21 protein-coding genes and 1 pseudogene are annotated in these 25,791 nt (G+C 69.0%); 10 read left to right on the top strand and 12 right to left on the bottom strand.

From position 1 onward, the window contains the following. Positions 1-156 precede the first annotated feature (156 nt). Positions 157-609 carry a hypothetical protein gene (locus tag K933_RS00750; RefSeq protein WP_049947417.1) on the top strand — a complete coding sequence of 151 codons (453 nt, stop codon included), beginning with the start codon at positions 157-159 and terminating at the stop codon, positions 607-609. 425 nt (positions 610-1,034) lie between these two features. Here K933_RS00750 and K933_RS00745 read toward each other — a convergent pair whose 3' ends face one another. The 5 genes from K933_RS00745 to K933_RS00725 form a co-directional block, all read right to left on the bottom strand. Beyond that, positions 1,035-2,252 (bottom strand): Cdc6/Cdc18 family protein, encoded by a 1,218-nt coding sequence (locus K933_RS00745; RefSeq protein ID WP_023392753.1) that lies wholly within the window; start codon positions 2,250-2,252, stop codon positions 1,035-1,037. Positions 2,253-3,641: 1,389 nt separating this feature from the next. Beyond that, positions 3,642-4,484 (bottom strand): DUF4097 family beta strand repeat-containing protein, encoded by an 843-nt coding sequence (locus K933_RS00740; protein WP_023392752.1) that lies wholly within the window; start codon positions 4,482-4,484, stop codon positions 3,642-3,644. A gap of 571 nt (positions 4,485-5,055) precedes the next feature. Further along, positions 5,056-5,457, bottom strand: a complete 402-nt coding sequence (locus K933_RS18875; protein WP_023392751.1) for a DUF7521 family protein — start codon at positions 5,455-5,457, stop codon at positions 5,056-5,058. Further along, a complete protein-coding gene (locus tag K933_RS00730) occupies positions 5,450-5,836 on the bottom strand; it encodes a hypothetical protein (protein WP_023392750.1) in 387 nt (128 codons plus the stop codon). The genes K933_RS18875 and K933_RS00730 overlap by 8 nt, the downstream gene beginning before the upstream one ends. Next, positions 5,833-6,207: a winged helix-turn-helix domain-containing protein gene (locus K933_RS00725; RefSeq protein ID WP_023392749.1), complete on the bottom strand. Its 375-nt coding sequence runs from the start codon at positions 6,205-6,207 to the stop codon at positions 5,833-5,835. Before K933_RS00725 ends, K933_RS00730 begins: the two co-directional genes overlap by 4 nt. A gap of 309 nt (positions 6,208-6,516) precedes the next feature. Between K933_RS00725 and K933_RS00720 the strand changes: the two genes are divergently transcribed. After that, positions 6,517-7,275, top strand: a complete 759-nt coding sequence (locus K933_RS00720) for a sensor domain-containing protein (protein ID WP_023392748.1) — start codon at positions 6,517-6,519, stop codon at positions 7,273-7,275. 138 nt (positions 7,276-7,413) lie between these two features. Here K933_RS00720 and K933_RS00715 read toward each other — a convergent pair whose 3' ends face one another. Beyond that, the gene (locus tag K933_RS00715) at positions 7,414-8,454 is read right to left on the bottom strand and encodes an LLM class flavin-dependent oxidoreductase (RefSeq protein WP_023392747.1); all 1,041 of its coding nucleotides are present in this window, start codon (positions 8,452-8,454) and stop codon (positions 7,414-7,416) included. A 296-nt stretch (positions 8,455-8,750) separates the two neighbouring features. On the opposite strand from K933_RS00715, the pseudogene K933_RS18870 reads away from it, so the two are divergent. Then, positions 8,751-8,864 (top strand): annotated as a pseudogene (locus K933_RS18870) (halocyanin domain-containing protein); the annotation flags it as partial. A gap of 90 nt (positions 8,865-8,954) precedes the next feature. Here the strand turns inward: K933_RS18870 and K933_RS00710 are convergent. Next, complete coding sequence (locus K933_RS00710; RefSeq protein WP_023392745.1) at positions 8,955-12,227, bottom strand: methyl-accepting chemotaxis protein; 3,273 nt, start codon at positions 12,225-12,227, stop codon at positions 8,955-8,957. 363 nt (positions 12,228-12,590) lie between these two features. On the opposite strand from K933_RS00710, the gene K933_RS00705 reads away from it, so the two are divergent. The 4 genes from K933_RS00705 to K933_RS00690 all read left to right on the top strand — a co-directional run bounded on the left by K933_RS00705 (position 12,591) and on the right by K933_RS00690 (position 16,762). Further along, the gene (locus tag K933_RS00705; RefSeq protein WP_049947416.1) at positions 12,591-13,430 is read left to right on the top strand and encodes an aldo/keto reductase; all 840 of its coding nucleotides are present in this window, start codon (positions 12,591-12,593) and stop codon (positions 13,428-13,430) included. A gap of 61 nt (positions 13,431-13,491) precedes the next feature. Continuing rightward, positions 13,492-14,214 carry a UTP--glucose-1-phosphate uridylyltransferase AglF gene (gene aglF, locus K933_RS00700; protein ID WP_049947415.1) on the top strand — a complete coding sequence of 241 codons (723 nt, stop codon included), beginning with the start codon at positions 13,492-13,494 and terminating at the stop codon, positions 14,212-14,214. Between the two features lie 99 nt (positions 14,215-14,313). After that, positions 14,314-15,258: an NAD-dependent epimerase/dehydratase family protein gene (locus K933_RS00695; protein ID WP_023392742.1), complete on the top strand. Its 945-nt coding sequence runs from the start codon at positions 14,314-14,316 to the stop codon at positions 15,256-15,258. A 325-nt stretch (positions 15,259-15,583) separates the two neighbouring features. Beyond that, entirely contained in the window at positions 15,584-16,762 is a 1,179-nt protein-coding gene (locus K933_RS00690; protein WP_023392741.1) for a glycosyltransferase family 4 protein, read from the top strand. A gap of 7 nt (positions 16,763-16,769) precedes the next feature. On the opposite strand, the gene K933_RS00685 is transcribed toward K933_RS00690, so the two are convergent. Continuing rightward, entirely contained in the window at positions 16,770-17,690 is a 921-nt protein-coding gene (locus tag K933_RS00685) for a glycosyltransferase (protein ID WP_023392740.1), read from the bottom strand. Between the two features lie 216 nt (positions 17,691-17,906). On the opposite strand from K933_RS00685, the gene K933_RS00680 reads away from it, so the two are divergent. Further along, positions 17,907-18,839, top strand: a complete 933-nt coding sequence (locus K933_RS00680) for a hypothetical protein (RefSeq protein WP_023392739.1) — start codon at positions 17,907-17,909, stop codon at positions 18,837-18,839. A 98-nt stretch (positions 18,840-18,937) separates the two neighbouring features. Next, positions 18,938-20,467 (top strand): flippase, encoded by a 1,530-nt coding sequence (locus K933_RS00675; protein ID WP_023392738.1) that lies wholly within the window; start codon positions 18,938-18,940, stop codon positions 20,465-20,467. Between the two features lie 86 nt (positions 20,468-20,553). Here K933_RS00675 and K933_RS00670 read toward each other — a convergent pair whose 3' ends face one another. Beyond that, on the bottom strand, positions 20,554-21,888 hold the full coding sequence (locus K933_RS00670; protein ID WP_023392737.1) for a sulfatase-like hydrolase/transferase: 1,335 nt from the start codon (positions 21,886-21,888) through the stop codon (positions 20,554-20,556). Between the two features lie 225 nt (positions 21,889-22,113). On the opposite strand from K933_RS00670, the gene epsC reads away from it, so the two are divergent. Further along, entirely contained in the window at positions 22,114-22,983 is an 870-nt protein-coding gene (epsC, locus tag K933_RS00665) for a serine O-acetyltransferase EpsC (protein WP_023392736.1), read from the top strand. A 129-nt stretch (positions 22,984-23,112) separates the two neighbouring features. On the opposite strand, the gene K933_RS00660 is transcribed toward epsC, so the two are convergent. From K933_RS00660 to K933_RS00650, 3 genes are read right to left on the bottom strand one after another with little or no spacing between them, the layout of a single operon-like run. After that, complete coding sequence (locus tag K933_RS00660) at positions 23,113-24,489, bottom strand: DolP-mannose mannosyltransferase (RefSeq protein WP_023392735.1); 1,377 nt, start codon at positions 24,487-24,489, stop codon at positions 23,113-23,115. Next, positions 24,486-24,950 (bottom strand): GtrA family protein, encoded by a 465-nt coding sequence (locus K933_RS00655; protein WP_023392734.1) that lies wholly within the window; start codon positions 24,948-24,950, stop codon positions 24,486-24,488. Before K933_RS00655 ends, K933_RS00660 begins: the two co-directional genes overlap by 4 nt. Continuing rightward, positions 24,940-25,746 (bottom strand): glycosyltransferase, encoded by an 807-nt coding sequence (locus K933_RS00650; protein ID WP_049947414.1) that lies wholly within the window; start codon positions 25,744-25,746, stop codon positions 24,940-24,942. Before K933_RS00650 ends, K933_RS00655 begins: the two co-directional genes overlap by 11 nt. Positions 25,747-25,791: the final 45 nt, after the last annotated feature.

Here is a 25,791-nt window from a genome sequence, read left to right as displayed (position 1 = left end):
CCATCACTCTCACTCTCGAAGCCGAGACCCGTAAACGAAGCCGCGAGGTGTCACGAACGGCGGTATCCGCCTCGTCGTCTTGGTCAGCTCTGGCTTCCCGATCGGGGTTCCGCTCCCGAACACTCATACTCCTCGCGTCACTCGATGAGCGGAGAGATGTCGCACGAGAGTACGTTCCGCGAGGTGCAACGGTTCCGCCAGCGGTGGCTCTGGGCGGTCGTGGTCGGGGGCGGTCTGGTCTCGGCCGTCGCCGGCGGACCCGTCGGCGTCCTCGTCGCCGCCGCCCTCGTCGCGTTCGTGTGGTCGCTCCGACTGGTCACCGAGGTACGGGACGACGGACTCTACGTCAGGTTCGCCCCCTTCCACCGGTCGTTCCGACGGGTCCCCTGGTCGGCGGTCGAGTCGGTCGAGTCGACGCGGTACCGGCCGCTCCGCGAGTACGGCGGGTGGGGGATCCGCTGGAGACCCAGGGCGGTCGCGTTCAACGTCAGCGGGTCCCGCGGCGTCTTCGTGGAACGGCCCGACGACCGTGACCTCCTGATCGGGAGTCAGCGTCCGGACGAACTGGCGACGGCCATCCGGAAGCGGTGGCAGGAGACGGACCGGTGAGGCTCGACCCGCGGACGCGGCGTGGGTTCGAGACGATCGACAGCCACGCACGACCGAGTCTACGACGTGTACTCGGAAACCCCGTGGCCCGGAACGACTGTCGCCTCCCGTCGCACGCGTCTTGGGTCGGACGCACAGGGGTGGACACCGGGTTTCCGGTGAACCGTCGGAGCAACGCCTTGGCTCCCGGTCGGACGCGAACGGGGATCGGTCCGGGAACCCGAAGATACCGCAGCAGGGAGGACGACACGGGAGGTTCACCGGAAGCCCGGTGTCCCCGTAGACACCGAGTTTCCGGTGAACCGTCGAGCATCCGATGGGCACACCGAACTTCCGGTGAACGGTAACGACGAGTCGAACGGTACCGAGGGGTCGCAGGGTCGGGAGTCGCGAGGCGGAGAGGGGTCGCTCTCGGGGGCCGCCTCTCACTCGATCGTGTCGGCGAGGACGTCCCGAACCACGTCGGGGTCTTCGAGGAGGGTGTGCTCGGTGTAACTCCCCTCCGCGCTCCCGCCGCTGTGGCGGGACTGTTCGACGATGTCGAGGAAGGCATGTTCCTTCAGGAGGTCGCGAACCCGCCGGAGCGACAGCGAGTCCGACCCCTCCTGCCGACAGATCTGCTCGTAGAGGTCGTAGATCCGGGTCGTCCGGAACCCCTGGTTCTCGGTCCCCTCGTGGGCGCCGTCCTGGCTGTTGATCAACAGCATCGTCAGCGCCTGGAGGACGTACCGCGAGTGGGGCGTCGACCCCCGGATGAGTTCGCGGAACCGGTCGGTCTCCGCGCGCTCGCGCGCTTGGGTGATGAACACCTCGCGGACGGTCTCCGCCTCCTCCGACTGGGCGATCTCGCCGGCGTACCGCAGGATGTCGATCGCTTTCCGCGCGTCGCCGTGTTCGCGCGCCGCGAGCGCCGCCGCGCGCGGGATGACGCCGTCGTCGAGGACGCCGTCCCGGAACGCGTCGCTGCGGGCGGTCATGATGTCGTTGAGCTGTGAGGCGTCGTACGGCGGGAAGACGAACTCCCGCTCACAGAGGCTCGACTTCACCCGCTCGTCCATCCGGTCTTTGTACTTGATCTTGTTGCTGATCCCGACGACGCCGATCTTACACGAGGTGAGCTTGCCGGCCTCGCCCGCGCGCGACAGTTGCATCAGGATGTCGTCGTCCTCCAGTTTGTCGATCTCGTCGAGCATGATCAGGACGACGTCGTACTCCTCGTCGAGGATCGTCCAGAGCCGCTTGTAGTACGTCGCGGTGCTGATCCCCTTGTCGGGGATGTAGATGTCGGTCCCCTCGGTGTTGACGCTGCTGGCGATGGTCTGGACCGCCTGCGTCTCGGTTCCGTCCTGCGCGCAGTCGACGTACGCGTGCGCCGCGCTGACCCCCTCCTCGTCGGCGGTCTCGACGAGTCGACTGGAGACGTACTTCGCACACAGCGACTTTCCGGTGCCCGTCTTCCCGTAGATGAGGACGTTGCTCGGGCTCTGTCCGAAGATACCCGGGTTGACCGCGTTGGCGAGTTGGCTGATCTCCTCGTCCCGACCGACGATCCGTCCTTCGTCGGGGAGGTGGTTGATCTCGAGGAGTTCCTTGTTGACGAAGATGGGGTCCTCCCGAATGAACAGATCGTCTGACTCGGACATTTCCTTACACACCGGATTTCCGGTGAATCGTGTTGACTCTTTCCCCCGCACACACACACCACGTTTCCGGTGAAACGGGCTGCGGAGGGGCCCCCACCCCAGACGAAACCGGGGTCGAGGTCCACGGGAAACGAGGCAGTTTCGTGGGAAACGAGGCAGTTTCGTGGGAAACGAGGCGCTTCCACGCGAAACGAGGTGGTCACACGGAAAAGCGGGGGATCCTCGGGGGATCTCCCTCGATCTCCTCTGTTCTCGGGGGAAGTACTCTACTCGGTCCGGGACTGGCGGAAACGAGACGGGGAAGAGGGAACTGGGTGGACCGAACCGAGTCGGCGAATATCGCAGTACTGTACGGTAACGGGATAGTTTTCACCGGAAGGGCGGTGCGTTCAGAGAAGTCGGGAGTCGGAAGGTCAATCGAGGAGGAGACGAGCTCGGATGGGTCGAGACGGAGGACAAGACGAGAAGCCGAATCGTCGTGGACGGGACCAGTTCGACTGTTTCGAGTCGAACACCGAAGCGATACCGATCGCTTCTTCTTTCGTTTCGCGATCGACTCAATGAGCGATTAGGGAGTAGGGGTAATAAAAGTACGTCAGACGCCGCTCGGCGCTCCCCCCCCCGTGAACGCCCGTCCCGGAGACGCTTCCGACGGCTTTCACCGGAAACGTGGTGTGCGCGCGCGGCCACCTCCTCCACGCGCCACCCGTTTCCACCCCGGGACCCGGATTCCCCTTCGTCCGGGACACGCACGGGCCGCACCCAACCCCCGGAGGGAAACGGTGGAGGCAGAGATGAGACGGGAATGGGTCAGGATGGACCAGATGGACCAGAATGGATCGAGTCGACTCTCGTCTCCGCGATATCGGGGGAAGGGAACATCCGCGCCGAGGTTTCACCGGAAACGTGGTGTGTCCCGGCCACCGACGGGAACACGGCCGTCCGATGGAAGCAGAACGGCCAGGAGGTCCCCTACGGACTCGTCGACCGCGTCCGTACGCGAGGTACGCGAACGAGAGCGACCGGTCGAGGGGCGAGTCGAGAAGCCGTGCCCTACCCCGAGACTCACCCGGCGTCGATCCGAAAACCGAACGGCCGAATCGGACCCGCGAATTCGGGCCGATGACCGCCCACGCAGCGTTCCTTTCACCGGAAACACGGTGTGCCACCCGAGGGGGTGGTTCGTGCGTCGATATCTCCCGGTCCGCTCCGCCGGTCCCCGTCCACCCCGACTACTCTCCACTCCGTTCGACGGACCGCCGGGACCGTCGTCACCGACGTTACTACCTCACTCGCTCATTACCGACGTTACTACACCACCCGCTCATCACCGACGTTACTACGCCACTACATCACGCGCTCTATCACCGATACCGGGAGTCCACGACGCTACGCGTCGGTTCGGTACGCCGAGAGCCGCACGTCCCCGGTGTTCGTCTCGATCGTCAGGCTCGGGCCGCCGTCGCCGAGCGTTCCCGAGACGAACCCGTCCTCGCGAGTCGTGTCGGTCACCGACAGCCCCTGGACGACCACGTCGCCGGTGTTCGTCCGCGCGGTCAACGAGGCGTCGAGGTCCGGCGAGAGGGCGGCGGTGACGTCCCCAGTCGAGGCGCTGAACCGGGTCGACCCGTCGATGGCGGCGACGGTCAGGTCGATGTCGCCGGTCGAGGTGGAGACGTCGCCCACCGCGTCGGCGCCGTCGACGACGACGTCGCCGGTGCTCGCCTCGGCGGTGACGGTGCCGCGAACGCCCCGCAGGCGCACGTCACCGGTCGTCGCCTCGGCCGCGAGGTTCCCGGCGACGTCGCGCGCGGTCACGTCGCCGACGGTGGTCCGGACGCGGTCGACGGCGAGCGACCGGGGAACCCGGAGCGAGAGGTCCATCGTCGGCGTCCCGCCGAAGAAGGGGGTCGACCCCTCGTACTGGGTGCGGAGGCGGAGGTGGTCCCCGTCGGGTTCGACGGCGAGGGTGAGTCCCGACAGGTCGGCGGTGACGGAACTCGCCTGCTTGACGACGTGGACGGCGGCGTCGTCGCGGTCCTCGCCGACGACGCGGACGTCGCCGACGTTCGCGTGGACCGAGAGGGTCGAGACCCCGTCGAGCGGGAGGGTGCGGTCGGACTCGGTGCGTTTGCCGACGAACGGCGTCGCACCGCTACAGCCGGCGAGACTCGTGAGAGCGGCGACGGCGCCTCCGGCCAGGAAGCGTCGTCTCGTAGCGGTTCGATCCACGACTCCACCCACGACCCCGACCCACTTCAACCGTCATCGGTGCCTGTGGGCCGACCCACTCGTCGAAAGGTTCATGTAGCGGGTCGGACCGCGCCGCTCGGGAGCGGATGTCGACGGTCCGCAGTCCGAACCGGTAGTCAACCACGAGAACCTCGACTCACCGTACGCCAGCGGGGAAACCGGGAGATCGACGGTCAGCGAGACCACGGTCGTCGGGAGGGCGACCGCGGCGGCCGCGAAGACGACGCGCTAGCAGCGGTAAGCGGCGCCGGTCCACGCGTCTCGGGCCGCGAGGAGGGCGAGCGCGAGCGTCAGCAGGGGTACGACGTGCGGTACGTCCGGAGGGCGAACGGCGCGCCGAGGACCGACGCTGGGACGCGCCGCGGTGAGGTGGTCAGCGTGGGGGTGGCGAGCGGGCGGTCCCGCGGTGGGTCGGCGGGTGCGGGGCGCCCGGTTCCGTCGAGACACGGCAGGTCGGTATAGCCGCTAGACCGACTGCGAGCCGTGCGACTCGGCGGAGGATTGAAGTGACCGAGTGGACCGCCGAGCCGGTGGGTGCGTCGACGGCGCGTCACGTCCCGTCGAGCGAGTAGAGCACGGCCAGGAGACCGACGACGTTCGACAGGAGCACGCCCAGTAGGGTCGCGGCGTCCGACGCGCCGAGCGCCGGCCCGGCGCCGTAGGTAGCGAGGAAGGGGACGACGGTGAAACAGACGACGCCGACCGCGAGCAACCGCATCGCCCGGCTCCCGTTGCGGCGGTACCCCCGGTAGGCGAGCCACGCGACGAACCCCCCGAGTAGCGCCGTGACCGCAGCGGTGACGAACAGCAGGGTGGCGGCGTCGACGCCGAGCGGGGCACTCGCCGCCGGCGCGCCCGCGAGCGGGGACGGAGCCGGGACCGGTACCGCCGTCGAAGTCGAGAGTCCGACCGACAACGCGGGGTCGACCGCGAGCGCGCTCGGGTCAACCACGGTCGTACACCACCCCGAGCACGACGAGCAGGCCGAGCAGTTGGCTGGTCGTGGCCGCGAGCGCGCGCGTCGTCGCGGGCACGCCCCCGACGTTGGTCAAGACGAGCCGTAACAGGATGGGCACCGTCGTCAACAGCACTAGCCCGACGAACAGGCCGAGCATGCCGCGGCCGCCACCCGCACGGTAGCCGCGATAGAGGCGCGTAGCGAGGTACAGCGACAGCAGCGTCGCGGCGAACAGCGCGGCGAACACCAGCAGTACCAGCGTCGGCGACCCGCCGGTCGCCGTGGTCGCGAGCGGTCCGAGCGCCGTCGACGCGGTCGGCCACGCCGTCGCCACTGCGGTCGTCCACGCCGCGTCGAGTCCGGTCGGTGTCACTTGAATCCCTCGTACAGTCTGGTGAAGCGGTCGGCGGGGTCCTCCTCGGGTGCCCGGTCGAGTTCGACCTCGTAGCCGTCGGGGTCGATGCGGACGGTCACCGCCCGGAGCGCCGCGCCGTACTCCTTGTAGTGGTGTCCATCGGGGTCGAGACGCTGGTGGGAGACGAGCAGCCCCGCCTCCCGCAACCGTTCGACGCGACGGTAGATGGTCGACGGGTCGGCGCCGCAGGCGGCGCTCAGCGTGTCGACGGACTTGGGCTCTTCGCGCGTCTCGACGAGGATGGTCCGGACGTAGTCGTCGCCGAGGAGGTCGACCACCTCCTCGTCGTCGGCGGCCGCGCGTTCGGTCCCGCCCGCGTCGCCGCTCATCGTCAGAGAGCACCGTCCGCCCCGTGAAAACTCCCCGCACTCCGTTCCGGCGGTCGCGTCGGCGTCCGTACGCGCGCTCGTACTCGCGTTCGCACCCGCGCTCGCGGCCGTATCCACGCTGGCGGTCGGTTCCCGCCGGCGGTGGACCCGGTCGCGACTGCGGACGCGCCCACGGCCGTACCCGGCCCGGTCGGTTCGACTCCCACGTCCGCCGGTCGACGCGGGTGGGGTTCGTTCCCGGTGTCGACGTGCGCGCTCGACAGGTCGACCCGAACGTTTATTCGATCGCCACGGGGAGACCCGCACACGATGGTCCCGACGCTCGCCGAGGCGGGCGGCCACGCGCTGTCGTTCATCGCGGTGCCGTTCCGCCCGCAGACCTACCGGAACCTCCTCTACCTCTCGCTGGCGTTCCCGCTCGGGTTCGTCTACGTGTTGTTCGTCTCGCTCGGCGTCTCGTTCGGCCTGGCGCTGGCCGTCGTCGTCGTCGGCATCCCCCTCCTGGCGCTCGTCCTCGCGGTCACGCTCGGAGTGGCCGGGGTGGAGCGCAGGCTGACGGCGGCCCTGCTGGGCGTCGAGTTCACGCCCCGGCCACGGCCCGCGGGCGGCTTCTTCGACCGCCTCCGTGCGGTCGTCACCGACCTGAGCACGTGGGCGGCGCTGCTGTACCTGCCCGCCCGGTTCGCGTTCGGCGTCGCCTCGTTCGTCCTCGTGATGAACACGCTCGTGACGGGCGTCGCGCTGCTGTTCGTCCCGTTCTACTACGACCAGCCGGGGCTGTACGTCGGCGTCGTCTCCGACCGGCCGGTCGAGTTCCACCCGGCGCTGTACCTCGGCTGGGACCGCCTGCTCGTCGGCGTCGAGACGGTCGTCACCCTCGACGCGTGGCGCGTCGACACCGCCGGCGAGGCGGCCGCCGTCGCCGCCGTCGGCGTCGGCGTCTGTCTGGTCGGTCTCCACCTGCTCAACTGGCTCGCGCGGGCGAATGGCTGGCTCGCCGAGCGCCTGCTCGGCGGGACGTACGGCCCGCTCGCGGCGGTTCGACACCGGCCCGCCGACGCCGAGTAGCATCGACCGCCGACGCCCAGTAGTGCCGATCGACCCGTCGACGCCGAATAGTCCGAGTAGCGCCCAGCGACCCGGCTCCCGCTCGCGGCGGTTCGTCACCGGACGCCCGCCCGCTACGGGCGCGTCCGTCCCGCTCCGCTACCGCGGCGAGAGGTCGGCGGCCTCCGCGAGCAGTTCGTGCGACCGGAGGGCGTCGTCGGGGTCGGCGACCTGTTCTTGGACGATCACCTCGTCGACGCCGGTCTGGTCGGCCATCTGGTCGAGCAGCGCCCGGACGGTCGAGGGGCTCCCGGACAGCTGTCGGGGCCACTCGCCGGGTTCGACCGACGCGGGCGTCGGGTCGGGGACGTAGCCGAGTTCGTCGACCGCCTCCTCCGTCGACCGGATCGGGGGTTCGTCGACGCGCCCCTGCGCCAGCCGGCGGTGGGACGCCTCGGCCGTCGCGCGGAGCCGCGCCGCTTCCTCGTCCGTCTCCGCACAGACCACGTTCGCGGCGACGGCGCCGCGGGGTTCGTCGGGACCCGCGCCGTACGGCGACGGCCGGAAGTGCTCGCGGTACGTCTCGAACGCGCGGACGGCGGGCGTGGGCCGGATGAACGCGGCGAAACAGTAGGGTAACCCGAGTTCGCCCGCGATCTCCGCGCTCGACGGACTGGAGCCGAGCACCCACACCTCGGGGGCGCCGTCGTGCGACCGCGCGAGGCTCAACTCGGCGTACGGGTGGTCGTCGTCGAACCCGCCGTAGAGGTGGGCGGCCACCTCGTCTATCTTCTCGGCGTGGTCGGCGCCCGAGCGCCGCCCGTTCCGCTCGCGGTCCACTTGGAGCGCGCGGTCGCTCACCGGGTTCCCGGTCGCACGCCCCAGCCCGAGGTCGATACGGTCGGGTGCGAGCGCGTCCAACACGCCGAACGTCTCGGCCACCTTGTACGGGCTGTAGTGGTTGAGCAGGACCGCCCCGGAGCCGACCCGGATCTCCGAGGTCCTCGCGGCGACGTGTGCGATCAGAACCTCGGGGGTCGTGCTCGCCAGCCGGTCGGTGAAGTCGTGGTGTTCGGCCACCCACACCCGCGAGTAGCCGAGCCGTTCGGCCTGCTGTGCCCGTTCGACGGTGTTCTCGAACGCCTCGGTCGCCGATCCGTCCTCCGGGATCGGCGCGAGGTCGACGAGCGATAGGTCCACCCGTCCCGGTCCGTCGAGGAGGCGGTTAAGGCTGTCCAGGTCGGACGCGTTTACGTACGCGCGGGAGCGAACAGCGACAGGCGGTTCGGTCGCGTCACGCCCGCCGGCGGAACTGGTCCCGACCGCGAGGGACCGCCACCGTCGCCGTGGCGACGCCGTCGAGCGCCGAGCCGGCTCCGAACCCCACCGCAGTCGGACGATCTCCGTCGAATTTGGGTCCGAGTTCGGCGAACGCTTTTCCCACGAGCGCGCCCGGGACCGAACGGACATGAGCGAAGACCCCTCCGGAGTGACGCGGCGCGGGCGACCGCGGGATGGCGTTCGACCCCGCGGCGGTCGCAGTCGACGCGGGAACGACCGTCACGTGGGAGTGGACCGGCCGCGGCGGCGAACAGGACGTGGTCGCCGTCGGCGTTCGGCGCCGCGAACACGCGCCCGCCGACGAGGAGACGAGCCGAGCGTAGCGCGGAGCGGACGGCGCTTCGTCCCGGTTCGACCGGTCAGTCGTCGCCGGGGTCCGTGCCGCTCTCCTCGAACTGTCCGCCGTCCGCGACCGCCGACCCGGTGCCGTCGCCGGCGTCGCCGCCCGCCGCGCCGACCGCCCCGGCATCGCGGGTGTCCACGTCCACGTCGACGTCGCCGACGTCGAACTGGTCGACGAGTCGCTGGAGCGACTCCGCCGACTCCGCCACCTGCTGGACGTTCCGCGTGACCTCGTTTACCGCGGCGGTCTGCTCTTCGGTCGCGGCGGAGACGGTGTTGGCCTCCGCGGCCGTCTCCTCGCTCACGCTCGCCACCTCGTCGACCATCGCGACGACCTCCTCGGTCGACGTGGCTTGGTCTTCGGTCGCCTCGGATATCTCCGTGACGCTCGACTCCGCCTCGTCGATCGCCTCGGCGACGTCGTCGAACAGGTCGATCGCATCGCCGATCGTCTCCGACCCGGTCTCGACGCGGTCGCGCATCGACCGCATGTCGGTGACCGTCTCGTCGGCGTCCGCCTGGATCTCGTCGATCAGCCGCTCGACCCGGTCGGTCGCCTCCTCGGCCTCGCTCGCGAGCGTCTTGATCTCGTCGGCGACGACCGCGAACCCGTCGCCCGCCTCGCCCGCGCGGGCGGCCTCGATCGACGCGTTGAGCGCGAGCAGGTTGGTCTGCTCGGCGATCGAGGTGATCATCCCGACGATCTCGTCGATCTCGTCGACCCGCTCGCCGAGCCCTTCGACCCCCTCGACGGCCGTCTCGGTCTCGGCTTCGATCGCGGATATCTCGCCCGTCGCCTCGGACGCGTGCTCCCGGCCGCGGTCGGCGAGCGTCGCGGCGTCGCTCGTGGTCTCGGCGACGCCGTCGGCCGAGGAGGCCACCTCCTCGATCGTCGCCGAGAGGTCGTTCATCTCGCCGGCGGCCGACTGGAGCTGTTCGGTCTGTCGCTCGGCGCCGGCGGCTATCTCCTCGACGGACGTGGCGGTCTCCTCGCTCGCCGCTTCGACCTCCGCCGCGCTCGTGCCCGCCTCCGCGCTGGTCTCGGCGAACCGGTCGGCGACTGCGCGCACCTCCGCGAGGCTGCGTTCGACCTCGTCGATCCCCGCGTCGAGGTCGCTCGTCACCGCGCCGTACGCGCCGGGCAGTTGCGTGTCGAGACGCTGGTCGAGGTTCCCCTCGCGCAGGCCGCTGCTCGCCGCGCGTATCTCATCGAAGCTGTGTGCGAGTTGGTCGACGCCGTCGTCGAGGTCCGACAGCACCGCGCCGTAGTCGCCGGGGAGGTCGGTGTCGACCTCCTGGTCGAGTTCGCCCGCCCTGATCCCCCGGCTCGCGCGGCGGATCTCGCCGAACCCGTCGCGGAGTTTCCCGACCCCCTCGTCGAGGTCGGCCATGATCGCGCCGAACTCGCCCGGCAGGTCGGTCTTGACTTCCTCGTCGAGTCGTCCCTCGCCGAGGTTGCCGCTGACGCGCCGGAGTTCGGCCACCTGCCCTTCGAGGTTCTCCTCCATGTCGTCGAACGCGGCGACGAGTTCGCCGAGTTCGTCGTCGCGGGACGCCGCACCGCTCTCGCTCTCCTCGTCGAACCGGCCGGCCGCGAGCGCCGTCGCGCGGTCGCGGAGTCGCTCGATCGGTCCCGAGAAGTAACGTGCCGCGCCGTAGCCGACTCCGACGACGACGACGGCCACCGCGCCGATCAACAGGAGGAAGAAGTCGCGCGCGGAGGCGGTCTGCTCGCGCAGTTCGCGTCCGAGCGCGGCGGTCGGTCCGGTCACGTCCTCCTCGGGCACCGTCGCCAGCAGCGCGAACTGCCTGTCGCCGAACCGGAGCGGGGCGTACGCCGCGTAGTAGCGGCTCTCGTTGCCGGTCGCGTCCGTACGGACGTACGTGTCGAGTCCCCGCTGGCCCGCGAGGACCCGGTCGTTCGCGACCGACGCGAGTCCGCCCGCGTACGACTCGTTGGCGATGCTCGGCCCGGCGACCAGGTCGGGGTCGGGGTGGCTCACGAACCGACCCTCCTCGTTTACGATGCTCAGGTAGCCCGTGTCGCCGACGGTGACGCCGTCGATCATCGACGAGAGGATGCCGTAGTCGAACCGGAGCGCGACCGTGCCCACGAACTCGTCGTCGCGGTACACCGGCGTCGTGACGTACGCCACCCGTTCGCCGTCGAGCCGTCGCACCTCGCTGACGTGCACCTCGCCCTTCGCGAGCGACTTCGTCGCCTCGAACCACTGCTCGCCGGTGGTGCCGTCGAACTCCTCGTAGTAGTCGATCCGCTCGGCCTCTTCGGTCGAGATGGTCCCGTCCGTCCGCTGGACGGCGACGACGGTCTCGCCGCTCGCGTCGGTGAGGATCGCCTCGTCGTACGCGGGCACGTCCTCGCCGTCGATCGACACCGACCGGGTGGTGAGGTAGCTCCGGAACGAGGCCTCGATCCGGTCTCGCGCCTCCGCGCTCGCGGTCGTCTGGAGTTCGTAGTAGTAGACGCTCGGCGCGAGCACCCAGTCGAACTCCTCGTGGTAGGTGTACGCGATGAACTTGTGTTCGGACGGGTTCCCCGCCTGGGTGGTGTCCTCCCACTCGTACTCCGCGATCCCCCACTCGTCGCCGTTCCGGACGCCGGGGTTCGACTCCACCTCCGCCGCGATGTCGTCGAACACCGCCAGCGAGGCGTCCTCGCGGAGGTTGTACCCGTCGTCGAGGCTGTGGTGGGCGACGACGTTCGAGTCGCTGTCGGTGATGTACGCGTAGCCGGTGTCGCCGATGTAGCCGGGCCGGAACGTCTCCGCGAGGGTACCGTCGTTGGCGACGCCGTCGCCGCTCGTGCCCGCGAGCGTCCGCTCGACGCGCGCCTCGACGGCCCGCTGTTCGGCCGGCGAGAGGTCGTCGAACGACCGTCCGCCGTACTCGGATTCGAGAACCGTCCGCTTCGTGCTCTCGACGGTCGCGTGCATCTGGAGCGCCACGTGGCCGACCTGCGCTTGACTCCGCCGTTGGACGAGTCGCCACTCACCCGCCTCCGCGGCGTAGTAGTTCTGCACCGGCGAGGAGTCGGCGAGCGACCGGGTGTCGACGCTCCGGCCGTCGAGGACGTTCTGGATCCCCGCCTGGCGCGCGCTCACCGTGTTGTTGAGTTCGCCGGACACCTGCTCTTCCATGTGGTTCGTGCTCCGCTCTTGGGCGTACGACCCGATCGCATCCATCTCCTGGACGCCGACGACGCCGACGACGGAGACGGGGATCAGCGAGACCACGAGACACATCGCGATCAGTTTGGTCCGGATCCTCACGTTCTCCCGCCTCCTCGCTCCCACACGTGACCCCGACCGCCGTCGACCGACGCCGACCCCCCGTCACGTCGTGCGATACGCCCGGCTGACGCCGCCGATCGCGTGATGTTCGTAAGTCGTAGATCGTTCACTAGTGTCGTCGTGTCGAATCCCACGGATAACCGTTGAGTTCCGGAACTCACTTTTGATACCCAACGGACGGCCGAGTGCGGGCGTCTCGCGCCGCCGACCGACCGGTCGAGGGTCCCGTCGGCACCGTTTCGGGCCCGCCTCGGGGCGCGAGACCGAACCCCCGACCGAGTACCGGCAACGCGACCGCCCGGCCCACACAGTTAATGGCCGTTTGGGGGAACTACCGCGCGTATGTCCGTTCCGTCCGTGACGCTCCCGAGCGGCGACGAGATGCCGATCGTCGGCGTCGGCACGTGGGACATCGGCGGCGACACCGTCCGCGAGTCGGTGCGCGCCGCGCTCGACGGCGAGTACACCCACGTCGACACCGCAGAGGGGTACCACAACGAGTCCGAGATCGGCGAGGTGGTCGCCGACTACGACCGCGAGGACCTGTTTCTCACCTCGAAGGTCCTGCCGAAGAACCTCAACTACGACTCCGTGATCGCGTCGTGCGAGGAGTCGCTCGAGAAACTCGGCACCGACTACCTCGACCTGTACCTGATCCACTGGCCGAACCCCGCCGTCTCGCTGCGGGAGACGCTCGACGCGATGGCGACGCTCCACGACGAGGGGCTGGTCCGGAACGTCGGCGTCTCCAACTTCAGCGCCTACCAGTTGAGCAACGCGCTCCACGTCTCGGACGTGCCGATCGCGGTCAACCAGATCGAGTTCCACCCCTGGCTCCAGCGACCCGAGATCGTTGACTACTGCCGGGAGTCGGACGTGGTGGTCGAGGCGGCCGCGCCGCTCGCGCGCACGGAGATCCTCGGCGACGACACCGTGACGGAACTCGCCGAGGAGTACGACAAGACGCCCGCGCAGGTCGTCCTCCGGTGGGCGGTCGAGAAGGACGTCGTCGTCGTCCCCAAGTCGTCGTCCGCCGACCACATCGCGGAGAACGTCGACCTGTTCGACTGGGAACTCGACGAGGCGGACCACGAACGACTCGACGACCTCGACAGGGACTACCCGGTGTACGACACGCCCGCCCGCGAGTGGTCGGGCGACGTGTACGGCATCTCGGAGTAGCCCCGTCGCCGGGAACCAATCCCCATAGCTTGAATAGGACCGCTTACAACTCTCCGGTCACATGAAAGCGGTTGTTCTCGCGGCGGGAGAGGGGACGAGACTCCGTCCGCTCACCGAAGACAAGCCGAAGGGGATGGTCGAGGTGGACGGCAAGCCGATCCTCACCCACTGTCTCGACCAGCTCGTCGAGTTGGGCGCCGACGAGTTCGTCATCGTCGTCGGCTACCTCAAACAGAAGATCATCGAACACTACGGCGACGAGTACGAGGGGGTGCCGATCACCTACTCCCACCAGCGCGAACAGAAGGGGCTCGCCCACGCGCTGATCACCGTCGAGGACCACATCGACGACGACTTCATGCTGATGTTGGGGGACAACGTCTTCCACGCCAACCTCGAGGACGTCGTCCGCCGACAGCGGGAGGACCGCGCCGACGCCGCCTTCCTCGTCGAGGAGGTGCCGTGGGAGGAGGCGTCCCGCTACGGCGTCTGTGACACCAACAAGTACGGCGAGATCGCCGACGTCGTCGAGAAACCCGACGACCCGCCGTCGAACCTGGTGATGACGGGCTTTTACACGTTCTCGCCGGCGATCTTCCACGCGTGTCACCTCGTCCAGCCGTCGAACCGCGGCGAGTACGAGATCAGCGAGGCGATCGACCTCCTCATCCGGTCGGGCCGGACGATCGACGCGATCCGCCTCGACGGCTGGCGGCTCGACATCGGCTACCCGGAGGACCGCGACGAGGCCGAGGAACGCCTCCAGGCCGAACTCGAAGCGTAACGCGACACGACCCGGCCACCCCGCCGTGCGAGCGAATACTGGTACTCATCCAAACGTTAATCGATCAGTACTTTCTACGGGAGGACGAGTTACCGACTCATGAGAGACGAACGGATCTTGGTCACCGGGGGAGCCGGGTTCATCGGCTCGAACCTGGCGAACACGCTCGCCGCGGACAACGACGTCGTCGCACTCGACAACGGCTATCTGGGGACGCCCGAGAACCTCGTCGACGAGGTTGAGTTCGTCGACGCCGACGTTCTCGACGACGAGCTCCCGACGGACGTGGACGTCGTGTTCCACCTCGCGGCGCTCTCCTCCCGGCAGATGCTCGAGGAGAACCCGCGTCTCGGCGCGCGCGTCAACGTCGAGGGGTTCGTCAACGTGGTCGAACAGGCGCGGGCCGACGGCTGCGAGACGGTGGTGTACGCCTCCACCTCCTCGGCGTACGGCAGTCGGACCGAACCGTCCAGCGAGGGGATGGACCTGACCGCCGCGACGGGGTACGACGCGTCGATGCTCGGGCGCGAGCGCTACGCGGAGTACTACAACGAGTTCTACGACGACCTCTCGGTCGCCGGGACGCGGTTCTTCTCGGTGTACCAGGGGTACGGCGGCACCGAGGCGCACAAGGGCGAGTACGCCAACACCATCTCACAGTTCGCCGACAAGATCGCCGACGGCGAGTCGCCCGTTCTCTGGGGCGACGGGAGCCAGACCCGCGACTTCACCCACGTCAGCGACATCGTCCGCGGTCTCGAGACGATCGCCGACCACGAACTCGCGGGCGTGTACAACCTCGGAACCGGCGAGCCGTACTCGTTCAACGAGATGGTCGACCTGATCAACGACGTCCTCGGCACCGACGTCGACCCCGAGTACGAACCGATCCCGCTGGAGAACTACGTCCACGACACCTGCGCCGACATCTCGAAGGTGCGGGAGGCGACCGGGTGGGAACCCGAGGTGTCCTTCGAGGAGGGGGTCAAGCAGGTGTGCGAACCGTACCTCGACCACTCGGGGACGGCCGGCCGGTCGGAGTAGCGCGGTTCACGGCGACGCCGCGCCCGCCGGGACGAGCCGCTCGTTCGACCGTCTCGAAGGCCGGCCCGCACTCCGATACGCGGTGTGCGGGGTGGACCTCGCGGCGTCCGCGCGAGGATCGAACCGGCTAAACGACCGGACGCTGAACAGCCGGCAGAGAGAGTGACTCGGACCGGAGACTCGGTACGGCCGCTCGCCCGGACGCGACCACCGCGAGACACCGGGCGCGGTCCGCGAGACGCGTCCGCGATGGAGGGGACGCGGCCGTCACGTCAGTTCACCCCGTGAATCCGGTACTCACCCGACTCACGTACCCGATCCCGACATGAACATCCTGTACATGGTGTCCCGCTTTCCGAGTCTCTCGGAGAGCTTCGTCATCAACGAGATCTACGAACTCGAACAGCGCGGACACGACGTGTCCGTCTTCGCCCAGGAGCGCCCCGACGAGGAGATCGCCCACGACGAGGTGGCGGAGATGGACCTCACCGTCCACTACGCGGGGCGGCCGTCGCTCCGCTCGTTCCCCGAACTGCTCTCGCGGCGGGTCCTGAACCCGACCATCCTCCGGCAGTCGGCGTACGTGGACGACCCGTTGTCTCACGCCGCCTACCTCTACTTCGGCAAGGAGCTGATGAGGGCGGTCGAGGCGGAGGGCGACGTCGACCTGATCCACGCCCACTTCGCGTTCCCGACCCGGATCGCCGCCACGTACGTCGCGAACTACTTCGACATCCCCTGTACGCTCACCGCCCACGCGTACGAGATATTCGCCTCGCCGAACATGCGTCGGCTGCGGCGACTACTCTCGCGGCTCGACCACGTCGTCGTCCCCTCCGAGTACAACAAGCGGTACCTCCGGGAGGACCTCGAAATCGAAACGGACGTCTCGGTCGTCCCGGCGACCATCGACGTCGACAAGTTCCAGCCGTCCGACGACTGCGTCTCCGGGCGCCTCCTGACCGTCGCGCGTCTCGTCGAGAAGAAGGGCCACGAGTACGCCATCGACGCCGTCGCGGACCTGCTCGACCGCGGGTACGACGTGGAGTACCACATCGTCGGGACCGGCGAACGTGAGGCGTTCCTGCGCGAGCGGGTGCGCGAACGCGGCGTCGAGGAGGCCGTCGAGTTCCTCGGACACGTCTCGGACGACCGACTCCAGCGGGAACTCCACGAGGCGGAACTGTTCGTCCTGCCGTGCGTGATCACGGCCAACGGCGACCGCGACATCACGCCGGTCGCGCTCCGGGAGGCGATGGCGACGCGGACCGCCTGCGTGTCGACCACCATCTCCGCCATCCCCGAGGTCATCACGGACGGCCACGACGGCCGCTTGGTCGACCCGAACGACGCGGTCGCGCTGGCGGACGCACTCGCCGACCTGCTCGACGACCCGGCGCGTCGGCGGACCCTCGCGGGGAACGCCCGCGAGACGGTCGAGACGAAGTTCGACATCGCGACCGCGGTGGACGACCTCGAAGCCGTCTTCGACCGCGTGAGCTGACGCGGGACTACGACACCCCGGCCACGAGCGAGGACAGCGAGTCGTATATCCGCTCGTTGGTCGGGTCGTACGCGAGCGCCAGACCCAACCCGCGGAGCGACGCCGGGTTCGGCAGGCGGTAGTTGGCGTCCTGTAGATACCGGTTCGACATCGCCCGCCGGTAGTGCCGGCGCGTCACCCGCGGCTCCGCCTCCCGATACCGCCGGCGGATCAGGCGGATGATCCGTCTCCCGTCGGCGAGGTTCTGCTCGTATCGCGTCGTCATGTGCTCGTGTGCGTCGCCCCGCCGCATCTCCACGAGCGGCTCGCCGATCGCGTACAGGTCCGCCTCGTGTGCCACGTGGAGGTGGTGTTCGTAGTCGGCGCACGTCTCAAGGTCCTCGTTGAAGCGGCGGGCGCCGTCGTTCCGGAACATCACCGACGGGTTCGGGACGAAGTTCCCGTGGAGGTAGAGCCGGTAGAACGCCTCCTCGGCGGGGAGGACGCCGGCGGGCACCTCGCTCCACCGGTCGTCCCGCTCCCCGTCGTCGTCGAGGAACCACGCCTGCGAGAACACCAAGTGGACGTTCGGGTGGGCGTCCAGCACCGCCACCTCCTTCTCCAGGCGGGTCGGCAGCGAGACGTCGTCGGCGTCCTGAAAGCAGACGTACCGGCCGGTCGCCGCCTCGATCCCCTGGTTGATCCCCTCGGCGTACCCGGCGTCGACCTGTCGCCGGTAGACGACCCGTTCGTCGCGGAGATACGGCTCGAGAAGCTCCTCGGTCCGGTCGTCCGCGGCGTGGGGGCGGTGGACGACGAGCAGTTCGAAGTCGTCGTACGTCTGCCCCAGCACCGACTCCACCGCCTCCTCGACGTACGACTCGGCGTCGTACACGGGGAGGACCACGCTCACCGTCGGGTCGTCGCCGGCGTCGGATGTCGTGCCCATCTACGGTCTCACTGGGACAACTGGGCCGGCGCCGATTATAGCCTCTGACTCGTCCCGGTCGGGGGTGGCCCGTCGGGTTCGTCCGCGAGGTATCGGTCCGGTCGCCGGCGCCGTCCCCGCGGGCGGGTTCGCGGGCCGTCGTCGCCGGGTGTGTGGACGACTACCGCTCGCGTCGGCTATGGATACTATTAATCACTCCCACCGAAACAGCCGCACATGGGACTCGTTGGCGCCGCGGGGAGGTGGTGGGAGCACTTCCGCACGCGGACGCGGTCGTTCGGTCTCCCGTTCGCCCTCCGGTGGGCAGTGTGGCACTTCGGCTACTCGATACCGTACAAACTGCTCGGCGTCGACTCCGTCACCGCCGACCCGGTGTTCGACGAGGAGTGGGACGTACTCGTCCTCCTCGACGCCTGCCGGTACGACGCCGCTCGGCGTGCGCAGAACCGACACCGGTGGCTCTCGGGCGTCGAGAGCCGGTGGTCCGTGGGGGGGACGTCCACGCAGTGGATGGACCGCACGTTCGACGACCCGTCCGTCGACCTCTCGGACGTCGGCTACGTCACCGGGAACCCGTACTCCGAGACCCACGTCGACGAGTCGGCGTTCGCGTTCGTCGACGAGGTGTGGCGCGACGCGTGGGACGACGAGACGGGGACGATACGGGCGCGCCCGGTCACCGACCGCGCCATCGAGGCCGCCCGGACCCGCGACGCCGACCGACTGATCGTCCACTACATGCAGCCGCACTTCCCCAGCGTGCCCACCCCGATCACGAGCGGGCTCTCCGTCGACGGGTTCGGCGACGACTCGATGTCCGTCTGGGACGACATCGCCGAGGGACGCATCACCGTCGACGAGGCGCGCGACGCCTACCGCGCGAACCTCGACTACGTGCTCGACGACGTGGAACTGCTCCTGTCGAACGTCGACGCCGACACGGTCGCGATCTCCGCCGACCACGGCGAGGCGTTCGGCGAACACGGGGTGTTCGGCCACGACGGCTCCGCGCTGCCGGCGGTGCGGCGCGTCCCGTGGGTCGAGGCGTCGGCGACCGACACCGGCGACCACGACCCGGCCGACCACGAACGGGCCGACGTCTCGTCGTCCGTGGAAGACCGGCTTCAGCAGTTGGGTTATGCGGAGTGAGCCGACCGCCGTCACCCACTCGACGACCCGAACAGGCCCGGCGTCCGGACGACGCACGGTACGGACGACAGTACGACACCGACGGCCCCTCCCGATGAATGAGTGACGAAGAGGACGCGGACTCGGAGAGTTCACTGGGGTCGGTCTCGAAGGGTGCGGGGCTGTTCCTCGGCGGTGACGGCTTCTCTCGGGCCGTCGGGCTCGTGACCAACCTGATCTTGACGCGGACGCTCGGCACCAGCCTCTACGGCATCTTCTCGTACACCACGACGCTGTTCTCGCTGTTCATGGTGTTCACGCGGCTGGGCGGGAACAAGTCGATGCTCCGCTTCCTCCCCGAATACGAGGACGACACGCGGACCCAGTCGGTGATGCTCGGGCTGGCGTACGGCACCTCGATCGTCGCGAGCGTCCTCGTCACGGCGGTGGTGTTCTATCTGGCGCCGTTCATCTCCTCGGTCACCCTCGACGACCCGCTGTTCGTGGACGTGCTCCGGGTGGCGTCGTTCGTGTTGCCGTTCAACACGCTCGCGAACGTCACCACGTCCGTCTTCAAGTCGATGGAGAAGATGGAGTACGACGTCGTCGTCTCCTCCGTCGCGAGACCCATCCTCCGGCTGGTGTTCGTCGGCGGGGCCGTCCTCCTCGGCTACTCCGTCGTCGGGGCGGCCGCGGGGTTCGTCGTCATGGGCGCGCTGACGTTCGGGGTCGGGCTCGCGATCTTGATCCGGCGGTCGCCGTTCGGCGTCGGCACCGTTCGCCGGCCGTCGACCCCCGAACTCAAGGAGTACTACAACTACTCGCTCCCGCTCACGTTCAACCAACTCGGCGGGTTCCTCTACAACCGCACCGACATCCTCATGGTCGGTTTCTTCCTGTCGAGTTCGGCCGTCGGTATCTACAACGTCTCGGTGACGGTGGCGACCATCCTCTCGCTCCCGCTGGTGGCGTTCAACCAGCTGTTCCCCCCGATCGCGTCGCGGCTGTACCACAACGACGAACTGGACGAACTGGAGGACCTCTACGGGACGGTGACGCGGTGGATATTCACCCTCTCGCTGTGCCCCGCCATCGCGGCGCTGCTGTACTCGGGTGACGTGCTCGCCGTGTTCGGCGAGGGGTTCACCCGCGGGAGCGTGGTGCTCAGCCTGTTCGTCTTCTCGCAGGTGACGAACTGCTTCGTCGGTCCGTCGGGCTACCTCCTCATGATGAGCGACCACCAGTACCTGACGCTCGTCAACCAACTCGCCTCGGGGGTGCTCAACGCGGTGTTGAACTACGTGTTGATCCTCGAGTTCGGTCTCATCGGGGCCGCCATCGCCACCTCGGCGGTCCTCGCGGGGATCAACGTCCTCCGGATCGTCGAGGTCTGGTACCTGGAGGGGCTGCTCCCGTACGACCGGACGTTCCTCAAACCGGTCGCGGCGGGCGCGGTGGCGGCGGGCGTGATGTACGCCGTCTCGCTCCTCCTCGACCAGTACGCCCTCCTCGTCGTCGGCGGCGCCGCGGGCGCGGTGGCGTACGCCGCGGTGCTCTACCTGCTCGGGTTCGAACAGGAGGAACTCGACCTCCTGGCCGGGGTCGTCCCATCCGAGCGCCTGAGTCGGCTACTGACCGACCGGAGTTGACCTCGAACTCCAGTCGCGCGCGTAGCCTCCCCCTCCTATCCGTCGCTCCCTACGCGCACGCCTCCCCCACACGTATCGAACGCTCCCTACGCGTACCCGAGGTCCTCTAGCTGGCCCATCACGTCCGACGAGACGTCGTCCGACCCCTCGTCGTCCACCGCCCGCTCGGGGACCGACGAGACGAGCGACTCCAGCCGCTCCTCGTCGTCGGGCGACACCGGTCCGTCGGGGGAGCGGTAGCCGTCCTCGTGGGTCTCGTAGACGTACCTCCCGTCGGCGGTGACCAGCCCTCGGAGCGGCGTGTCGAACCGCTCGTACACCTCCGCGACGCCCTTCGACTCGAACTGCTCGCGGTGCCAGGGGAGGAACCCCTGGTACTCCGTCAGTCGGGCGACGGGGTCGGAGTCGCCGAGGAGGTTCCGCCCGCGCGTGTCGAGTTCGACGCCGGTCAGGTCGGCGAGCGTCTCCGGTACGTCCAGCAGACTGACCGCCTCCTCGGGGTCCGCGTCGGCCCCGTCCGCCTCGACCCGGTCGTCTAGCCAGACCGCGAGCGGGACGCGGACCAGTTCGGGGTAGAGTCCGTACCCGTGGTTCCAGAGGTCGTACTCGCCGAGCAGTTCCCCGTGGTCGGAGAGGGTGACCACGACGTCGAACTCCGAGCGGAGGCGGCGGAACAGGCCGCGGTACACCGCCGAGAGGTACATCGCGGAGTCGTCGTACACCGCGCGGTTGCGGTCCGGATCGGTCACCAGCCCGGCGAACGCGTCGCCGATCTTGAAGTTGACCCTCTCGTCGACGCTGCGGTACGGCTTCGGGGGGAAGTGCGGCGTGTGCGCCTCCATCAGATTGACGAGGAGAAACTCCCGGTCGTCGAACCGGGTCCGGTCTAGCCGCTCGACGACCGCCTCCGCCCCCCGCTCGCCGTCTTCGAGCCGCAGTTGACGGGCGGCCTCCCGCAGCGAGCCGACCGTGCTCTCGGGCGACCGGAGCGCGTGCGGGAGCGCCCGCAGGTACGTCCCCAGCCGTCCGCCCTCGCTCGACCGGTGGAACGCCGCCCAGTCGAGCGACTCGTCCGTGTACGGGTGGAGCCGCTCGGAGCCGCGAACGTGGTCGAAGCCGCGTTCCCAGTCCTCCCACTTTGACATCAGCGGGTTCGCCGTCCACAGCCGGGTCGTGTACCCTCGCTCGTGGAGTACCTCGACGATGCTCGGGTCGGGACAGTCGAACGACCGCGACTTCCCGTGGACGCCCACCTCGCTCGGGTACTTCCCGGTGAGCAGGGAGGCGTGAGCCGGGACGGTCCAGTGGGCGGTGGAGTAGGCGTTCTCGAACGCGACCCCGGGGACCCACTCGAAGTACCGGTCGAACGCGTCCTTCCGCAACGTGTCGAGGACCACTACGGCGACGCTCGGGCTGTCCATTCGACTCTCCCTTCCGGGGTTGGCTATATACGGTTTCACACACGGAACTCACCGGTTTCCGATCGAGTACCGACGCTTCGGCGGCGGGTACCCGTCCGGCACTGGTTCGCGGGATGGGTTCGCCGGCGCTACGGGCGCGACGCGCGTCACCGTCCGCCCGGGACGGTACCGCCGACGGGCGAGTGTGGAAGGACTAACGTCACTCGGCGGTCACACTCCACACGAATGCGGTACGAGTACACCGGCGACGCCCACGCGGAACTCGTCGAATCATACCGAGCGGACGGACCGCCCTTCCCCACGGACGCCTCGCCGACCTACCCCCGCCGCGACTCGCTGCGCGACGAGCCGCCGCTGCTCAAACAGCTCCTGTTCCCGCAGTGTTGGAACGCGACGGAACTGCTGGACGACCCCGGCGAGACCCGCGCGCGCCTGACCGAACTCGGCGTCTGCATGCGGAAGGGCGTCACGGCCTACGCGGACGACGGGACCGACGTGACCGGGACCGTCGACGCGACGCTCGACCGGTTGCCCGGGGTCCGGAGCGCGCTCAAGAAGGACGTCGAGGCCGCGTACAAGGGCGACCCCGCGGCGAAGAGCTACTGCGAGATCATCCGGTCGTACCCCGGCTTTCACGCCGTCTTGACCCACCGGGTCGCACACCACCTCTACGAGGCGGGGAGCTTCGAGTACGCCCGCGAACTCGCCGAGTACTCGAAAGTCGAGACGGGGATCGACATCCACCCCGGTGCGGAGATCGGCGAGTACTTCTTCGTCGACCACGGCACCGGGGTCGTCGTCGGCGAGACGACGACTGTCGGCGACTGGGTCCGGGTCTACCAGAACGTCACGCTGGGCGCCCTCCACTTCGAAGAGGAGGAGGACGAGGACCACATGCTCGCGAAGGGGTACAAGCGTCACCCCGACATCGGCGACCACGTCGTCATCGGCGCCGGGAGCAACGTGCTCGGCCCGGTGTCCATCGGCGACCGGGTGAACATCGGCGCGCAGTCGTGGGTGACCGACGACGTGCCCGACGACACGAGCGTGTTCGTCGCCGACCACCCCGACCAGGAGCGGAAGCCGAACGGGTAGAGGCCGGAGTCTCCCGTCGTTCGAGTCGCGCCTCCCGTCGTTCGAGCCACGTCTCGTCGGCTCCGCGGTCGGACGTGGCTCGCGGTGTTCTCCCGGGGCTGTTCGCTCGCGAGCGCGAGCGAGCGACCCTCACAGGTGCGAGAGAGCGACGCCCAGATCCCCACACTGCGTGTCGATGAGGGGGCTGTCGGTCAACTGTATCCACCGGAGTTCGGTCGTCGACAGCCGAACGTGACACGTCTCCGATTCGATGCCGTTCCAGAACAGGTAGCGGACGTCCGGACGCTCGACCGCGTACCCGTCGCCGAGACCGGTCTCGTGCGTGGTCGATTCGAGTTCCGAGAGGGGGTCGGCGGGAGCGATCCCGTACCCGCCGAACAGGCCGCCCATCCCGACGACGAGCACGAGGTTCGCCACGATGCACGCGGTGACGACGACCGTCAGCACGGTTCGGTACGACCGCGAGGGGAGCCTGTCGTAGACGACGCCCACGCCCACCGCGACGAACATCAGCCCCGGGATGAGGTCGGGGTAGTTGTCGTAGTCGAACGCGAACACGACGAACGCGAACCACGCCGCCCCGGCGACGACCCACCACGTCTCGCGCCAGCCGTACGCCGTGACGGCCAGAGCCACGCCGACTGCCCCGGCCGCGACGACGGGTGCGGCGACGCCGAAGTCGCCGACGCCTTCGACCACGAGTCGGAGAAACGCCTGTTCGCCCGAGTCGACGACGAGGGGGACGAGGACCGCCTCGGTCACGAGCGCCTCCCCCGCGCCCGCCCAGACGACGGGTGCGACCGTGAGCGCGGTCATTCCGACACCACCGGCGACCGCCTCGGCCGCTCCCCGTACCGAGCCGTACTGCAGCGCCAGGCCGACCGCGAGGACGGGGAACACGGCGGCCGCTTGGTAGTAGCCGACGCACGCGGCGGCGGCCGCTCCGCTCAGCGCGTAGCGCTCCCGTCGTGCGAGCCAGACCGCGAGCAGACCGGTGAAGACGACGTAGAACTTCGACTTGAACCCGTACGCGGGGAGGTAGAAGTAGCCCGGGAGCAGGAGCACGCTCACCCCCGCGAGCGCGGCCGCCCGCCCGTTCGCGGTGACGTCGTCCACCAGCGCCCCGACGAGTACCGCGGCGCCGACGCTGACCGCGACGGTCAGTCCGACGTTCAGCAGGTGAGTGACGAGCGGGTCCCCGCCGGCCAGTAGCGCGAGCGCCGCCGGAGTCTGGTACGCGAGCGGGAGCTTGATCTCCCAGAGTTCCGTATAGAGGGTGGCGCCGTGTGCCAGAAACCAGCCGGCGTACTCGAAGATCCCGCTGTCGGCCCGGAGCGGGAGCCGGCCGGGTTGGAGCGCGACCGCGGCGAACACGACGAGGTTGGGGATCAGGACGACCGCGGCGACGACCCGTCGCCACCAGTCGTCGCCGCCGAAGACCGACGTCGTGAGCCGGCCGACGAGCCGTGACTCCCGGAGGCGTTCCCCGTACGACGGCGAACTCACGGGGGCGCCTCCCCGCCGACGCCCCACGTGAAGAGACTCTCGGCGACGTAGTTGAGCACCATCCCGACGCCGATCCCGACCACGTTGGCGACCGTCGGCCACAGGTCGACGCCCCACACCGGAAGCGTGACCGAGACGACTGACGTCAACACGAACAGCACGGTGAAGGCGACCGCCAGCCCCCCGAGACGGACGGCGTGCGACTTCGTCCACCGGCGGACGAACGCCACCACCCCGCCCTCGCCCTCGGCGGCGAACGTCCAGCGGTCGTTGACGACGAACATCGTCGAGATGGAACACTCGGCGCCCACCGCCTTCGCGGCGAGTGCGCCGACGCCGAACAGCGTCGTCAACAGCGCGACGATGGCCGTCTCGATCGCCGCGCCGACGACGCCGACGGAGACGAACTGCCCGATCCGCGCCCGGTGAGCGAGCGCGTGAAGCCGCGAGTCAGTCGCCATCGTCGTCCGCTCCGAGCTTCATGAGCGTCGAGTCGGTCGTCGCCTGCACGTCGTGATAGCGCGGACTCTCTGCGATCGCGTCCGTCCGACGCTTGACGTCGACGAGTGCGGTCGCCAACTCCACCGACGTCGTGAGCGGGTCGACCGTCGAGTCGGGGTGGTCCTCCCAGTCGACCGGCACCTCGGCGATCTCGTAGCCGAGCGAGCCGGCGACGGAGACGAACTCCAGGTCCCACGCGAACCCGGGCTCGTAGCAGTGGTGCCCGATAGCGCTCCAAGCGGCCGAACTGACCGCCTTGGCGCCACACTGGTAGTCGCGACACTGGGTCGGGAGCATCCAGCGGGCGGCGCGGGCGAACGCGTCGCCGAGGAAGCGCCGGACGACCGTCTGGTGGTCGACGATGTGCGAGGCGGGGTGGCGCCGCGACGCGATACTGACGTCGGCCGTCCCCTCGGCGACCTGCCGGACGACGTCGTGGAGCGAGGCGGCCGGGACCGACCCGTCGGCGTCGGCGAACGCGAGCAGGTCGTGTGTGTCCGCGAGCGCGTCGAACCCGTCCATGATCGCGCCGCCCTTCCCTCGCCGGGTGGTCGATACGTTCAACTCGTCGACGCTCTCCGAGAGGCGGTCGACGTGCGCTTGCCGCGGCGCGTCGAGTTCGACGCGGACCGTCACGGAGTCGAACGTCGCACGTATCTCGCCGACGTACTGCTCTAGGGTGAGAACGTCGGGAGCGTACGCGGGGACCACGACCCCGACCGAGGGGGCGTCGGACGCCTTGCTCTCAGAAGCCATTTATTACTGGCATCTCTCCCTACACCCATTTAATACATCACTGGT

It is taken from the genome of Candidatus Halobonum tyrrellensis G22 (assembly GCF_000495475.1).
In the GTDB taxonomy this organism is placed as follows: Archaea; Halobacteriota; Halobacteria; order Halobacteriales; family Haloferacaceae; genus Halobonum; species Halobonum tyrrellense.
Note: the sequence above shows the minus strand (reverse complement) of the source record. Positions and strands in the feature narration are given on the sequence as shown.